This window comes from Spongiibacter sp. (assembly GCF_984394615.1).
The window spans coordinates 29,886-45,921 of sequence record NZ_CFHTQA010000007.1 but is presented as its reverse complement, the minus strand read 5'-3'; the positions used below and the strand labels follow the sequence as shown (position 1 = coordinate 45,921).

Annotated in this window: 11 protein-coding genes; 9 read left to right on the top strand and 2 right to left on the bottom strand. The window is 52.7% G+C overall.

Going from position 1 to position 16,036, the window contains the following annotated elements:
- Positions 1 to 10 precede the first annotated feature (10 nt).
- The 8 genes from AC5DB9_RS04560 to galE all read left to right on the top strand — a co-directional run bounded on the left by AC5DB9_RS04560 (position 11) and on the right by galE (position 9,668).
- Positions 11 to 1,114 carry a glycosyltransferase gene (locus AC5DB9_RS04560; protein WP_272989092.1) on the top strand — a complete coding sequence of 368 codons (1,104 nt, stop codon included), beginning with the start codon at positions 11 to 13 and terminating at the stop codon, positions 1,112 to 1,114.
- A 20-nt stretch (positions 1,115 to 1,134) separates the two neighbouring features.
- Positions 1,135 to 2,217, top strand: coding sequence for a dTDP-glucose 4,6-dehydratase (gene rfbB / locus AC5DB9_RS04555; protein ID WP_272989090.1), 1,083 nt, complete (start codon positions 1,135 to 1,137; stop codon positions 2,215 to 2,217).
- 77 nt (positions 2,218 to 2,294) lie between these two features.
- Entirely contained in the window at positions 2,295 to 3,176 is an 882-nt protein-coding gene (gene rfbA, locus AC5DB9_RS04550) for a glucose-1-phosphate thymidylyltransferase RfbA (RefSeq protein ID WP_272989089.1), read from the top strand.
- Positions 3,177 to 3,204: 28 nt separating this feature from the next.
- Complete coding sequence (gene rfbC / locus AC5DB9_RS04545; protein WP_272989087.1) at positions 3,205 to 3,762, top strand: dTDP-4-dehydrorhamnose 3,5-epimerase; 558 nt, start codon at positions 3,205 to 3,207, stop codon at positions 3,760 to 3,762.
- Positions 3,759 to 4,634, top strand: a complete 876-nt coding sequence (gene rfbD, locus AC5DB9_RS04540) for a dTDP-4-dehydrorhamnose reductase (RefSeq protein WP_272989084.1) — start codon at positions 3,759 to 3,761, stop codon at positions 4,632 to 4,634. The genes rfbC and rfbD overlap by 4 nt, the downstream gene beginning before the upstream one ends.
- A 201-nt stretch (positions 4,635 to 4,835) precedes the next feature.
- Positions 4,836 to 6,182, top strand: a complete 1,347-nt coding sequence (locus tag AC5DB9_RS04535) for a UDP-glucose dehydrogenase family protein (protein ID WP_272989081.1) — start codon at positions 4,836 to 4,838, stop codon at positions 6,180 to 6,182.
- A 503-nt stretch (positions 6,183 to 6,685) separates the two neighbouring features.
- Positions 6,686 to 8,107, top strand: coding sequence for a mannose-1-phosphate guanylyltransferase/mannose-6-phosphate isomerase (locus AC5DB9_RS04530; RefSeq protein ID WP_272989079.1), 1,422 nt, complete (start codon positions 6,686 to 6,688; stop codon positions 8,105 to 8,107).
- 541 nt (positions 8,108 to 8,648) lie between these two features.
- Positions 8,649 to 9,668 carry a UDP-glucose 4-epimerase GalE gene (gene galE / locus AC5DB9_RS04525; RefSeq protein WP_272989077.1) on the top strand — a complete coding sequence of 340 codons (1,020 nt, stop codon included), beginning with the start codon at positions 8,649 to 8,651 and terminating at the stop codon, positions 9,666 to 9,668.
- 718 nt (positions 9,669 to 10,386) lie between these two features.
- Here the strand turns inward: galE and AC5DB9_RS04520 are convergent.
- Positions 10,387 to 10,725 (bottom strand): HopJ type III effector protein, encoded by a 339-nt coding sequence (locus AC5DB9_RS04520; protein WP_272989075.1) that lies wholly within the window; start codon positions 10,723 to 10,725, stop codon positions 10,387 to 10,389.
- Positions 10,726 to 10,805: 80 nt separating this feature from the next.
- Entirely contained in the window at positions 10,806 to 12,452 is a 1,647-nt protein-coding gene (locus AC5DB9_RS04515; RefSeq protein ID WP_272989074.1) for a TIGR03545 family protein, read from the bottom strand.
- A 686-nt stretch (positions 12,453 to 13,138) separates the two neighbouring features.
- On the opposite strand from AC5DB9_RS04515, the gene AC5DB9_RS04510 reads away from it, so the two are divergent.
- Positions 13,139 to 15,730 (top strand): hypothetical protein, encoded by a 2,592-nt coding sequence (locus tag AC5DB9_RS04510; RefSeq protein WP_272989070.1) that lies wholly within the window; start codon positions 13,139 to 13,141, stop codon positions 15,728 to 15,730.
- Positions 15,731 to 16,036 lie beyond the last annotated feature (306 nt).

The following is a 16,036-nucleotide window of genomic DNA, read 5'->3' as shown; positions in this document are numbered from 1 at the left end:
GGCTGGTAGGATGAAGGTAGCAATTGTTCATTATTGGTGGTTGACAAACAGGGGGGGGGAGGCAGTTTGTTTGGCGTTGTTGGATTTGTTTCCATCGGCTGACCTGTACTTACATGTGTGTGATGATGATCTATTGAAGAATACTTTGCCAAGTAACTTTCAGGGAAGTATTAATAAGAGTCTTATTTCCAAGTTGCCATTTTCTAAAAAAATGTACCAAAAATATCTGGCATTTATGCCTTTCGCGCTGGAGCAATTGGATCTGACTGAATATGACCTGGTTATTAGCAGTGAATCAGGGCCATCAAAAGGGGTGATTACGAGGCCTGATGCGCTCCATGTGTGTTACTGTCATTCGCCGATGAGGTACTTGTGGGACATGTATCATGAGTATAAAAAAAGTGCTAGTTTTTTCACTAAGCTGATTTTCCCCGTTCTTGCTGGAAGGTTGCGAATGTGGGATAGGCTGTCGGCTGACCGAGTTGACTATTTTATAGCTAACTCATCGTTTGTTGCGAGTCGAATCAATAAATACTACCGAAGGGAGTCGAAAGTTATATACCCCCCGGTAAGTGTTGATGAATTCTCCATTAATGAGGAGAGAAAAGGCTACTATTTGTATCTCGGACAGCTAGTAAGATATAAAAAAGCTGATCTTGCTGTCGAAGCTTTCAATAAACTCGGATTACCACTCAAAGTAGTGGGCGAGGGTGAGTTGTTTGAATCTGTCTGCGAAAATGCACAGTCAAATGTTGAAGTTATGGGTAGGCAGCCTTTTGAAGAAATTAAGAGAATGTTGAGTGAGTGTAAAGCGTTGATTTTTCCAGGGGTTGAGGACTTCGGTATTGTACCTGTCGAGGCAATGGCGTCAGGTGCGCCGGTGATAGCCTATGCTGCAGGTGGAGTTCTTGATTCCGTTATTCACGGTGAGACTGGAATCTATTTCGATGAGCAAACGCCAGAAGCTATTTGTGAAGCCGTGATGAGCCTAGAGGCGGGTAAGTATGAGTTTGATCGAGAAGTTTTGAGGGCTCACTCGAGAAAGTTTAGCGATAGTCGATTTAAAAAGGAATTGAAAGAATATATCAGCAATAAACTTGGCGTCATTCTTTAGGATTTATTTGGTGATCTAAAATGGTTGTTTTTGTGACGGGTGGATCAGGATTTATTGGTAGCTCGGTTGTTCGGTATATTATTAATGAAACTTCTCACGATCTGGTTAATATTGATGCGTTAACATATGCGGGTAATAAGGAGTCAATTCCACAAAATATAGCGAATTGTAACAGGTATTTCTTTGAGAAAGTGGATATCTGTGATCGATCAGAGCTCGATAGAGTTTTCTCAGAGTATCAGCCAGATGTCGTTATGCACCTGGCGGCGGAGAGTCATGTTGACCGCTCTATTGATGGGCCGGGTGAATTTATTCAAACAAACATAGTCGGTACCTATAATCTACTAGAGTGTGCACGGGCTTATTGGTCGACTTTGTCAGGCGAAGCAAGGAGTCGCTTTCGTTTCCATCATATTTCTACCGATGAAGTGTATGGAGATTTGGAGGGTACTGACGACCTATTTGTAGAAACAACGCCGTATGCCCCAAGCTCGCCATACTCTGCGTCAAAAGCCAGTTCTGATCATTTGGTTCGTGCATGGCATCGCACCTATGGTCTGCCAGTTGTGGTTACTAATTGTTCTAACAACTATGGGCCATATCACTTTCCGGAAAAGCTCATTCCACACATGATTTTAAACGCGCTTTCTGGAAAACCACTACCTATATATGGCGACGGAAAGCAGATTCGCGACTGGCTTTATGTGGAAGATCATGCCCGAGCGTTGATTAAAGTGGCAACCGAGGGTGAGGTGGGCGAAACCTACAATATAGGCGGCCACAATGAAAAACAGAATATTGAAGTCGTAAATACGATATGTGATTTGCTTGAAGAATTGGCTCCCGACAACCCTAATTCCTTAGCCAGTGGTTGTGAAGGTGGTTTCAAACGATTAATTACCTACGTTAAAGATCGTCCGGGGCATGATGCTCGCTATGCCATCGATGCAGGGAAAATTCAGCGTGAATTAGGCTGGGTGCCGGAGGAAACGTTTGAGTCTGGCATGAAAAAAACGGTTGCTTGGTACCTGGAAAATCGCGAGTGGTGGGAGAGGGTGCTATCCGGGGATTATCAACTGGCTCGGGTGGGTGAGAATGCGTAGGTGTATATAGCACAGTACCCAGGTTTTTCCGCGGCTGAAGCCGCTTCCACAACATTTAACGTTAATCAAGGATAGTTATGAAGCCCTATAAAGGCATTATTTTGGCTGGAGGCTCCGGTACTCGCCTGCACCCGATTACTATGGGCATATCAAAGCAGCTAGTGCCCATTTATGATAAGCCAATGATCTATTACCCGCTCTCGGTGTTGATGCTCTCTGGTATTCGTGAGGTATTAGTTATATCTACCCCTACAGATTTGCCGGGGTTTCAGCGTTTATTGGGGGATGGGAGTCGTTTTGGTATTTCAATTAGCTATGCTGAGCAGCCCAGTCCAGATGGTTTGGCGCAGGCATTTACCATTGGCGCTGATTTTATCGGTAACGATAATGTGAGCTTGGTATTAGGTGATAATATTTTCTATGGCCAGCACTTTAGCGAAAAATTAAAGCAGGCCGCTGCGATAGAGTCGGGAGCGACAGTGTTTGGTTATCATGTTACTGATCCCGAACGCTTTGGTGTGGTTGATTTCGATGCGAATGGTAAAGCAATCAGTATCGAGGAAAAGCCCTCGCTGCCAAAGTCTTCTTATGCGGTGACAGGCCTCTACTTTTACGACAATGATGTAGTAGAAATTGCGCGAAACATCCAGCCTTCACCCCGCGGTGAGCTGGAAATTACCGATGTAAATATTGCCTATCTGAAGGCAGGTAAGCTCAATGTTCAAGTGCTCGGTCGCGGCTTCGCTTGGCTGGATACAGGTACTCACGATTCTTTAATTGAGGCGGGGCATTTTGTTCAGACGGTAGAGCATCGGCAGGGTTTAAAAGTTGCCTGTTTGGAAGAGATCGCCTATCGCCAGGGGTGGATAAGTCAAGAACAACTTGCCGAGCAAGCAGTAGCTTTGAAAAAGACAGGCTATGGTCAGTATTTGCTAAAAGTGGCCGACGGCTACCAATAAATTCCACGCGTGTTGATGGGACAGTTTTATGAACGTTATTCCAACAAAACTTAAGGATTGCGTGATTATAGAGCCGAAGGTTTTTGGCGACGAACGCGGCTTTTTCCTCGAGACATTTCAGGCAGAGCGTTATCGCGAGCAGACCGGTATAGATCTGACTTTTGTGCAGGATAATCACTCTCGCTCCCAGAAGGGGGTATTGCGAGGTCTGCATTTTCAGAAAACTAAGCCGCAAGGTAAGTTGGTGCGTGTTGTTCGCGGTGAGGTATTTGACGTCGCTGTAGACATTCGTAAGGGGTCACCAAGCTTTGGGGAGTGGGAGGGGGTTATCCTCTCTGAAGAAAATAAGCGCCAGTTTTGGGTGCCGCCAGGTTTTGCTCATGGATTTTTGGTACTTAGTGATACTGCAGATTTCGAGTACAAATGTACGGATTACTATGACCCCAGCGATGAAGGCTCGTTATCTTGGGATGACGGGGAGTTGGCTATTCAGTGGCCGAGCATTGGTGATGCGGAAATTCAACTTTCGGCTAAAGACAGTGCTGCGCCCAGTTTTTCAGAGTTAAAAGCGGAGCTGAGCGCGTGAAGGTTTTGCTAACGGGGGCAAATGGACAAGTCGGACGTTGCACACAAGATGTCTACGGTGGCTCAGGCCACGAGCTGAAGGCCCTGGGACGTGACGCCCTAGATATTAGCGATGCGGCTGCGGTAGCCCAAACCGTTAAAGCATTTTGCCCAGACGTTATTATCAATGCCGCCGCATATACCGCTGTTGATAAGGCAGAGTCAGAGCCCGAACTTGCCTATGCCATAAATGTCGCTGGGCCCGCAAACCTTGCGGATGCGGCCGCTGAGGTGAATGCGCTGCTGATTCATATTTCTACCGATTATGTTTTTGACGGTACTGCGCATGTCCCATATTTCGAAGGTGATGAAACGAACCCCCAGGGGGTATATGGGCAAACAAAGCTAGACGGCGAAAGAGAGGTTCAGCGCCGCTGTGATAGGCATATTATCCTTCGCACAGCTTGGGTATTCAGTGAGTACGGCAATAATTTTGTGAAAACAATGTTACGGCTTGGGAAAGAGCGAAGTGAGCTCGGGGTCGTTGCAGATCAAATTGGTTCCCCAACTTACGCCGGTGATATTGCCAAAGCCTGCTATGTGATCGCTGAGCAAGTAAAAGAGGGGAGCTTCTGCAGCGGTATATATCACTTCGCGGGTGACGAGGCTGTAAGTTGGCATGCTTTCGCAAGCGAGATATTCCAAGAAGCCAGCAATAGCGGAATGCTCTCAACAAAACCGATAGTAAATGCGATAACGACAGCTGATTATCCTACTCCGGCAGCTCGTCCTGCTTATTCTGTTATGACAAGCGAGAAGCTCATGAAGGATTTCTCTGTGCCTGCCTGTGATTGGAAAAGTGCTTTGCTGGCGGTTTTGCCTAAGATTTCCTAAATCTCGCTAAAAGGTAATTTTTTGATAGAGCACGCTTTGTAACTACGAGATGTAATGCCTCAAAATTTAATATTTATCTCGACTAAATAGTGATTAAGGTACGTGATTACTACGGCTTATGCTGCTGGGTTCCCCGATGTGAGAGCAGGCGCTGCTGGCTATGTTAAAATCTAAGATTGTAAGATTGGTCAGGTCTGATTTATGAAAGTAACAGTTTTCGGCATTGGTTATGTGGGCTTAGTACAGGCCGCAGTCTTGGCCGGCGTTGGTCACAACGTTGTATGTGTGGATGTGAATGCCGAGCGGGTGGAAAACCTGAAAAAGGGCCTGATACCGATATATGAGCCTGGTTTAGAACCATTGGTTAAAGCTAATGTTGAGGCTGGGCGTTTGCACTTTACCACTGACGCCGAGCGCGGCGTTAAACACGGTGTTGTTCAGTTTATCGCTGTGGGAACGCCACCCGACGAGGATGGCTCCGCTGACCTGCAGTATGTATTGGCCGTTGCCAAAACCATTGCCGCCCATATGGAGTCGCACCGGATTATCGTTGATAAATCGACTGTACCCGTCGGCACGGCGGATAAGGTTAAGGCGGCAGTTGAGGCGGTGCTGAGTGAGCGCGGCGTCGATGTGCCGTTTGATGTGGTATCCAATCCGGAGTTTTTGAAAGAGGGTGCGGCCGTTGCTGATTGTCAGCGGCCTGACCGAATTGTAATCGGTACAGATAACCCGAAGGTTGAAGAGAAGGTGCGCGAGCTGTATGCGCCCTTCAACCGGAATCATGAAAAGTTGATTGTGATGGATGTTCGCTCGGCGGAGCTGACTAAATATGCGGCCAATTGTATGTTGGCGACTAAGATCAGCTTTATGAATGAGATTGCGAATCTGGCTGAGCGGCTGGGTGCCGATATTGAAAAGGTGCGTCAGGGGATTGGGTCTGATCCGCGTATTGGCTATCACTTTATTTATCCCGGCTGTGGCTATGGTGGATCGTGCTTCCCTAAGGATGTTCAGGCGTTGGTGCGCACCGCTGAAAAGGTGGGTTATACGCCAGAGCTATTGCGTTCTGTTGAGGCGGTGAATAAGCGGCAGAAATGTAAATTATTTGAGAACTTGTCTCAGCACTTCAATGGCGATTTACAAGGCAAGAAAATTGCCCTGTGGGGGCTTTCTTTCAAGCCGAATACAGACGATATGCGCGATGCGCCGAGTCGTGTATTAATGGAAGCGGTATGGGCAGCGGGCGGGAGTGTTCAGGCCTATGACCCTGAAGCGATGAATGAAACTCAGCGTATTTACGGGCACCGTTCAGACTTAGCATTGATGGGTACCAAGGAGGCGGCTCTAAATGGCGCAGATGCCTTGGTTGTGTGCACGGAATGGAACGTGTTTAAGGCGCCGGATTTTGAAGAGATTAAAGCCGCACTATCGTATCCGGTAATTGTAGATGGTCGGAATCAGTATGACCCGGAATTGGTTGAGGGTTATGGTTTGGCGTACTACGGCATCGGTCGTGGGCGGAGCGTTCGGATTGTTGAGGGTTAGGCTGAAGCTGCCTCTGATTTAGAGCGGAAGGTGGTTTTGATTACGGTGGTACTGGATGCCGGATCCGGTCCGGCATGACGGTGATCTGGGTATGATGGACTACTGTGCATCGTCTGTTCCTTCATGCTGTCGTACCGGCCTTGAGCCGGTATCTAGAGCCTCAACGTTGTGAGCTTGGTGCGGTGGTTGTTTGAGCTCGGTGGTACTGGATGCCGGATCGGGTCCGGCATGACGGTGTCTTGGGTATGATGGATTACTGCAAGTCGCGAGTTCCTTCATGCTGTCATACCGGCCTTGAGCCGGTATCCAGATCCTCCGGTTTGTAAGCATGGAAGCGTGCTTCGATTGGGCTCGTTAGTGTTGCACCTGTGGCGAGCCCAAGATAATGGTGGCAGTAGAGTTTGGGTTCTTGCGCCATGTCGCGGTGGTTTGTCTTTTAGCATAGTAGCATTCAGTAAACGTATTTATTGGTTTATCCACGTTCAGGATGAGGGGATTTTTTCATGTACGCAGTCGTGATGGCGGGTGGCAGTGGCAGCCGTTTGTGGCCGGCGAGTCGTGGCTTGTACCCAAAGCAGTTCCTGCCAATAGCGGGGGAGCAAACGATGCTTCAGGAGACGCTGGCTCGCCTGCAAGGCGTGGAGGTAGAAGGCAGCACGGTCATCTGCAATGAGGAGCATCGCTTTATTGTTGCCCAGCAGGCACAAGAGGCCGGAGAGAAACTGTCGTCGATTATTCTTGAGCCAGTGGGACGGAACACTGCTCCGGCTATCGCCCTAGCGGCATTTGATCTTCTTGAACAAAGCGAGTCGTCTTCGCCGTTGATGCTGGTGATGGCAGCGGACCACCTCATTCAGGATGTTAAGGCGTTTCAAGAAGCGGTAATGAAGGCCTCTGTTGAAGCGGAAGCCGGGTATCTTGTGACATTTGGTATTGTGCCGGAGAGCGCGCATACCGGATATGGCTATATTCGTCGTGGCGAATCGCAGGGTTCGGCCTACAAAGTTGAAGAGTTTGTAGAAAAGCCGGACGCGGATACAGCACAGTCCTATTTGGATAATGGCGGCTATTACTGGAATAGCGGCATGTTCATGTTTGCGGCAGATGCCTATCTGGCCGAGCTGGAAGCCCATCGGCCTGATATTTACGCGGCGTGTAAGCAGGCCTATGCCGAGCGAAGTCGGGATGTGGATTTTCTGCGTGTGGGCACGGAGGCATTTTCCGAGTGCCCGGACGACTCCGTTGACTACGCGGTAATGGAAAAAACCAGTAAGGCCGTTGTGGTGCCGTTATCTGCAGGCTGGAGTGATGTTGGGGCGTGGTCGTCACTGTGGGAAGTGGCCGATGGCAATGATGATGGCAATGTCGTGTCTGGCGATGTGCTGACCCATAATACCCGCAACAGCTATATCCGTGCTGAGCATCGTCTGGTGGCAACTGTGGGGCTGAGTGATGTGGTCGTTGTTGAAAGCAACGATGCGGTTCTCGTTGCAGACAAGCATCAGGTTCAGGATGTGAAGAAGATCGTTGAGCAGTTGAAGCTCGAAGGACGGAACGAGGTGCTGCATCACCGCCACGTTCATCGGCCTTGGGGCGTTTACGACTCTATTGATAATGGCGAGCGCTACCAGGTGAAGCGCATTACCGTTAATCCCGGTGCCAAGCTATCGGTGCAAATGCACCATCACCGCGCTGAGCATTGGATTGTCGTGTCAGGTACGGCAAAAGTGACCAATGGCGATAAGGAAATTATGCTAACTGAAAACCAGTCGACATACATTCCCGTCGGTGTGGTGCATGCCTTGGAGAACCCCGGCGTGATTCCCCTAGAGCTGATTGAGGTCCAGTCGGGCTCGTACCTGGGTGAGGACGACATTGTGCGCTTTGAAGACCGTTACGGCAGGGCGCCTGCTGAAGCAAAGTGAGTATTTGCTGCTGATGCGAGGCCCAGGAATACCTGGGCTTTTTTGTGTGGGGGCTTGGGGCGAATTCGTCGTCACTACCGCGTGGAGTTTAGCTGGGTATGGTGAGTGATTAGCTCTGCGGTGGTATTGGATGCCGGATCGGGTCCGGCATGACGGTGATGTGTATGTTGGATTTCTGCGGGCCGCTGGTACCGTCATACCGGCCTTGAGCCGGTATCCAGAACCTCGGAGTTATAGGCGTGGAGCGGTGGTGAGGTTGGGCTCGGTGGTGTTGGATGCTGGATTGGGTCCGGCATGACGGTGATGTGTATGTTGGATTTCTGCGGGCCGCTGGTACCGTCATACCGGCCTTGAGCCGGTATCCAGAGCCACGGAGTTATAGGCGTGGAGCGGTGGGTGGATTGGAGCTCGGTGGTATTGGATGCCGGATCAGGTCCGGCATGACGGGGTTGAGGATTTTTGAGGCCTTACGAGTCATATCGAGTCAGACAGCAAAATTGGATGCACACATTGCTGTGTGCGAGTAATGAACGAGGAAGGCATGGCAACAATTCTGGTTACTGGTGGTGCAGGCTATATCGGCAGCCACACGGTGGTTGAACTGCAGCAGCAGGGGCACGCGGTTGTTGTTCTGGACAACTTGGTTAACAGCAACATAAAGGTGCTTGAACGGATAGAGCAGATCACGGGTATTGCCCCGGAGTTTGTTCACGCGGATATCCGTGATGCGGAGGCGCTTGATCGGGTGTTTGGGAGTTACGCGATTGATGCAGTGATTCATTTCGCCGGTTTGAAAGCGGTGGGAGAGAGCGTCGAGCAACCACTGAAGTATTACGAGAATAACGTGAATGGCACGTTGGTGCTTTGCGAAGCCATGGCCAGAGCGGACGTATTTCGTTTGGTTTTCAGCTCTTCGGCAACCGTGTATGGCCCAGATGCGCCGGTGCCTTACGAGGAAACGATGCCTCTCGGGCAGCCCTCAAGCCCCTATGGCGCCTCCAAGGCGATGGTTGAGCGGGTGTTGGCGGATATCTGCGTGGCAGATGACCGCTGGGCCATCGCCGCGCTGCGCTATTTTAATCCGATCGGTGCCCATGAGTCGGGTTTGATTGGCGAGGACCCGCTGGGTATTCCCAACAATCTGATGCCCTTTATCAGTCGTGTTGCGGTGGGCAAGCTGGAGCAGTTGGCGATTTTTGGTGACGATTATGAAACGCCTGATGGCACCTGCATTCGCGATTATTTGCATGTGGTGGATTTGGCCGATGGCCACTGTCGTGCCCTGCAGGTACTGGATCAGCCGGGCTTACACGCGATTAATCTTGGCACAGGTAATGGCGTTTCTGTTCTGGAGATGGTGACGGCGTTTGTCGAAGTCACTGGCCAGAATGTGCCGTATCAGTATGCGCCGCGTAGAAGCGGTGATCTTCCCGCATTTTGGGCAAATGCCGATAAGGCGGCGACGCTTCTTGGTTGGCGTGCGGCAAGCAGCCTGGAAAAAATGATGGAAGATACCTGGCGTTGGCAAAGCCAGAATCCAGATGGCTATCGCGATCAGTGATTAAGACCTTCAGCGTAATTTCTACTGGGTAGGGTAGAAAAAGAAAAGAACGGCAGGAAGGCGGCCGCCTTCCTTTGTGGCGACGTCGCACAATCCTTTGCTGACTCTCGTCCTTGAGACAGCCTTCCATGCCAACGGCTCATCCTGAGCCTATGAGAAATATAGCCCCTATTTCCCACCCTGCAAACGAATGAAGACAATTTTTTCTATTTAATTATTTATTGACCGGGTTTCTGTCCTATCTCCCCGGGATCCGAGCTGGGGTCTTGGGCCCTGAGGTTGTGGTTTGCGCTCTGTAAGTCTTTCGGTTGGATCCCGGGTTAAGCCCGGGATGATGGTGTAGGGAACGGGGTGGCAGCCATCTTGTATTGCTGTCTGGGCCTAGGTTTGGCATGTGGACGATTGAGGCTACGGGGCTCGTTTACCCTGCGTCACCCCGGCCTCGATCCTCAGGCCTCAGTTTATGGTCGGCGCTTTGTGCATGCTTTGGTATTCAGTGGTTCTGGATCCCAGGTCAAGCCCGGAATGACGGTGTCGGGAGCGGGGCGGCGGATCTTGTATTGCTGTTTTGGCCGGGGCTTGGTATGCGGGCGATAGGGGGAGGCTCGTTTACTTTGCGTCACCCCGGCCCCCGAGCCGGGGTCTAGTGCCTTTGAGTTCAGGCCTGGATCATTGGCAATTGGCTGCCATTTCGCAAGCCGCCCCCATTGCTATCTCATTATCGGGCGGTTAACGCCTCGCCTTCGAAGTCGATACCTTCCCAGCCGTGTTGAATAAAGTTGCGGATATTGGCGTGATCACTGCCCTCGGGGTTTTGCAGAACGTCTTTACGGTAGTAGTCGCCGAAAGCATTCAGGGTCTGCTGCGGGCTCAGGCCTTTCAGTTTGCCAAAGGCGAAAATCTTGCACGAGCCATTATTCGTTCCGGCATCGTTGTGCGTGTCGCCATTGCGAAAGGCGGTGGGCTGAAAGTCGTAGTGAGTATCAATATGGCTGATGACATCGGCAAAGTCAGCGGTGCCGTCGGCCAGTCGTTGCAGCAGGGCCTGCTCGCTCATGGGCATGATCTCTTCGGTGGTAAAAGGGTGGGGATTATAGAGAAAAGCGGCGGGCCTCACAGGCCCGCCGTTACTGCGGTTTACATCAGTTCTTTCATAATCGCCTGCAGCGCCGCTTCGCGATCGCCCAGCAGACTCTGGTAGTCGGCAAGCAGCTCGCGTTTTTCCTGCAGACGATTGAGGTCGTCGCCATATTTTGACTGAATTTTAGTTTTGACGTCGGCCTCAACCTCTTTTAGCTGGCCCTTCAGCTCCTCACCGAGGACATCGCCAATAATACTGTCGAGGTTCGACTTCAATTTGACGATGGGGTCACTGACACTCCCGCCGACGTTCAGGTTCATTACCAGCTTGCTGACGCTCTCCAGAGCTTTGGCGAGCCGCTGGGCGGTATCATTCTCGCTGCTGGCATTCGCGACCAGCAATTTGGCTTGATTGACCAAGCCTTTGACGGAGCCACTGAGGTCACTGCCGTTAACGGCAAAGTTGGCGTTGATATCCGCGAGCCCTTTTTCAAGTTGCAGAGGCAATTGCGGGCTTTGTGACAGCGAGATCCCGGACAGTGCCAACTGCTTTAGTGCCATATTGAATGCACTTTTGAGCGCGTCACCGCGTTGGTCGAAGATGCCGTCTATCTGCAATTGCGAGGCATTATTGACGCCACCTTTCAGCAGCATGGTGATGGGCTTGTTCCAATAATCCTGTTTGTCGGTGACGTCGCGGATTTCTCCGGAGTACGCCAGCTTTTCTTCACCGACCATTTGATAGCCGTCAATCAGGATTTCGCGGATAAGAATGTTCACCGGCAATTCACTGCTGGCTTCCGGTTGCGTGGGTTCGGGCTCTTTGCTTGCCAGGTCGCCTACGGTTTCACGGTAGAGCGTCAGGCCGCGCTGAACCATCGCGGTGGCTTCATCGCCAACCAGAAAACGCAGCATGCCTTCGGTACCCTGGTCGATACCGTACTTGCTCATAATGCGCTGGCTCTGGGCCGAGGGCAGTTTGGCGGCGCGCTGGGTAAGTGATTTAGCCATGTCGATATCGGCGCCGAGCTCTTTGTTAAGCCCTTTGAATTGCTTCAGCTCGTCTTTGATATCGTCGCGGAGCTGCTTGGCACCGGCCAGGCGCTCAAGGGTATTTTTCTTCTTCAGCGCTTCCCAGCGTTGTTTGAATTCATTGAAAGTTTCTTCCTTGGGCAGGGTTTTCGACTTTTCCTGCCACTTGCTTTCCAGCGACTTAAAGCCGTTTTCGATGTCATTGACCTCGGCCTGAATAATCGCCTGCTCTTCGCTCATAATGGCGTTGGCATCGGGCAGAGTGATGCTGGGCATGCCACTGCCTTCCTGCTCCGGTTTGGGTGGAGGCATACTGCCGTCCAGCGTGCCCGGTGTGCTGCGCTCGGTGTAGAGCTGGAGTCCCGAGAGCAGCACTTGATCTGCAATTACCTGCTGTTTGAGCAGGGCCTTCGTATCCACATCGGCAGAAATGCGTTCGCTTTCCAACAAGTTGCGCATCGGCTCCTGCGGATTGGCAACCGTCAGGCCATTCAGTGCGACATGGGTGGGATAAAGTTTGATGTCGACGCTATCCACCGTTACTCGAGCGCCGACGGCCTTGCTGCCCTCGCTTTCTATGGCCCATTTTGCGATGGGTTCCATGGCAAATAGCACCGTGGCAATCACGAGCACGACCAGCAGTAGCAGGACGCGCGGTATCCATTTCAGCATGCGCTCGATTCTCCTTGTTGATGTGATGGGTGGCCAGAGCCGGGGCTCCCGTACGCCAATGTTGGCGATATAAGCCAGCGCTGGCAACACGGCATTCTCTGTTTGACTCACAAACCGGGAATTTACTCCATTTTCATTACTTGTCTTTGCTGGGCGCGCTGCGCGGTGGCTGGTTGCGGCTTGGGTGGTTTTGGATCCCGGATCAAGTCCGGGATGACGGTATGGTGGTTAATGGAGATGCGAGTTCAGCCAGCAGAACTCTGTCACCCCGGCCCCCGAGCCGGGGTCCAGTCCCACCGCACCGGAGTTTTGCTCGTGGGCAATTTGGGGTTCGGTAGTTCTGGATCCCGGATCAAGTCCGGGATGACGGTGTGGTGGTTAATGGAGATGCGCGTTCAGCCAGCAGAACTCTGTCACCCCGGCCCCCGAGCCGGGGTCCAGTCCCACCGCACCGGAGTTTTGCTCGTGGGTAATTTGGGGTTCGGTGGTTCTGGATCCCGGATCAAGTCCGGGATGACGGTGTAGTGGTTGATGGAGATGGCGCTCGGTTATCCCCGCGATTACCCCCGTACACGGGGTGGTGGGTCGCGCTGACTCCACGAATACTGTTCGCGGAATGCTAAAGATGTTTCGCGCCGCCCGTATTGCAGCGACGGAATGCGATGATTGTTGAGTCGGAGAACACTATGCGATTTCTAGCTTGGAAGCACCTGCCCGTGCTGGCCTTAGCCGTCACGGTGGCAGCTTGTAACGATGACCATAAATATCCCCAAGGCGGTAAATCGGAATCGGTAGCGGTATCACCGTCTCTCGGTTTGGTCTCCAGTGCCCTGGTGAATGTCTACGAAGCCGATGGCCTAACGCTGATCGGCACCGGAACGACGGCGGCTGACGGGAGTGTGGTCGTTGACTACGGTCGTTACCGTGGGCCGGTAGTCATCGAAGTAGTCGGTGGCAGTGATGCCAGCTATTACGACGAGTCTGCCAAGGCAACACTGGCCTTTCCGGCGGGGCAGAGTATGCGCGCGATGGCGATTGCACCCAATACCGCGTTGGCGGTCACGCCGCTGACTCATCTGGCGTATGAGATTGCCTTGGCGCGCGGTATTTCCCCGCTGACCAGTGATGACGTGAACGCGATTAATGAAGAGGTCCGCGCCGCGATTGCGCCGGGCTTGACCAGTATTCTCAGCGTGCCGAGCTTGGTGTCCGGCGCGACGGCAGTCAACAGCCTGGAAGACACCGAAGCGGGGCGCTATGCCTTATTACTGGCAGCTCTTGCCGAGCTGTCATCCGGCGATGGCTTGCCTGCGGTGAACACCATGAATGCCTTGGTTGCCGACGGCAAAGACAGCGCACTGGACGGTATGGCTGATGGCAGCTCTGTGACCGTTCCCTATACCGACTTCGTGGCAGATTTGACGGCGGCGATCAGCGCTCAGGCGGCGCTGCTAGCAAACTCGGCCTTGCAGGCAAACACTGCGGCGCTCACCCCGGATTCCAGCACGATTGGTGAGGAAGAGACTGGCGGTGAGACGGGTGGAGAAACCGGCGGCGAGACCGGCGGAGAAACCGGTGGTGAAACTGGCGGCGAGACCGGTGGTGAGACGGGTGGTGAGACGGGTGGTGAGACCGGCGGTGAGACTGGCGGTGAGACGGGTGGTGAGACCGGCGGTGAGACTGGAGGAGAAACCGGTGGTGAAACGGGCGGCGAAACCGGTGGTGAGACTGGCGGCGAAACCGGTGGTGAGACTGGCGGCGAAACCGGCGGCGAAACCGGCGGCGGTGGTGTCGCTGGCGATCTCGATAACCCGGTTTACGATCCCCTGAATGGCAAGAATGGCGCCTATTTGAAGTTTGCAGACAGCGATTACCGCTATCCGCTGGACTTCGCTAGCGTTTATACAACATTGGGTGGTGTTCGGCAGCTGCGGTTTAACGTCGATACCCGTAATACCATCGATACTACTGAGTACGAAGGCTTACTGCCTGCGGCCATGTATCTGAATGTTCCCCTTGTCTTGGGTGAGCAAACCTGCGACGAGCAGTTGCAGATGGTGCTGTCGATGAACGCTACGTCGGGGGCGCCGGATAATCGTGGTGATTACACGGCTAGCGACTGCACGGTGCGCACCGACTATGTGAGCGAGCTGGGTGGTATACAGGGCGTTATCCTGTCGGCCAGCCTGGAGAAAGGCGACTACGAAATCCAGCTCGAAAATGTGCCATTTAAGGTTTATGACCATGTTGGTACGGCCGGGGCACTGGAGGGCGAGTTGCCGCTGGAATACTTCGGCAGTATCGAATTGGCCGACAACCCCAGTTTCGAACTCGGCTCAGATCAGCACTTCCTGTTGGATAACCCTGTTGGTCTCGGCGGTACCAGCCCTGATGACGGCACGCCGCCGTTTACCGGCAATGCCTCCGATATCATCAGCTTGCATGCGGGCACTCAGCCCAACGGTGGCTTTGCCGGAGACACCACCTACAACTGCGGCACTGAGTACCGGAATCGCTTTGGGGCTATGCATATGTGGGTGAAAGTGGGTACTTACCTGCTTGAGCAGCGTTACAGCTCTGATGACAGCGGTGGCGAGTGTGAAATCGTTACCGTGTCGCGCGGTGGCAAGTTCTACGACGCCAGCTATACCGCGACCTTGTTTGCTCAGGAAAACTTGCTGGAGGACGAAGACCGCCGTTTGGAAATCAGCGGGAAATTCCGTAACTATGCTGTCGTGCTGACGCGCCCCGATGATGACAGCGGTGACGAAGGCGAACTGGCGCCCAACGAAGTCGGCATGACCCTGCGTGTTGAAGACGGCAGTGGCCACTGGCAGACGGGCGATCGCTTCAAGTTCCTCTACGACGCCTTCGATCAGCTGTATGGCTATGAGACCGCTTACAACCAGTACGGTCATCGCACTCTGGATCGCCGCAAAGGGCTCCAGTTGGACGTGATCAATATGCCGCGTGAAGTGGGTGTGTATAACTGCGCTGATGTGAACAGTGCCGACAATCGCGCGGTGCAGGTAAATCTGCAAGCGATTGGCGCGCTGTATCAGACTACGCAGTACGACCGCGACGCCAAGGCTGTGCTCACGCTGGATGGCGCTGCCTGTCGGGTAGAAATTCTCAGCGATGACAATGGCTATGTGACCGGCACCTACACGGCCACAGCGCTGATTATCGACGGTGAGCAAATCATGCCAGGCGGTGACAATGTGGTGCGTATCTCAGGCAGCTTCCGCCGCAAAATGGAGCCTCAGCCCGAATCGTAAAGCCGCTTAGGGACGGGGCCCGATGGAACGTAGCAAATGCTGCGGTCTATCGGGCCCTTTTTTGTTTCTGATGCTTTGTGTTTGCTTGTAGCGGAAGGGTGAAGTTATTCCTCTTTACAGCGCGTTGTTCAGTGGTGTTGCGCTTAGACCACTTCGTCACCCCGGCCTCCGAGCCGGGCCCCAATCCCAGCGCGCTGGAGTTCTGCTCGTGGGTAAATTCGGGTTAGGTGGCTCTGGATCCCGGGGCAAGCCCGGGATGGCGGTGTTGTGGTTAGCGGTGATGGCGGTTGGGCCTGCACCACTTCG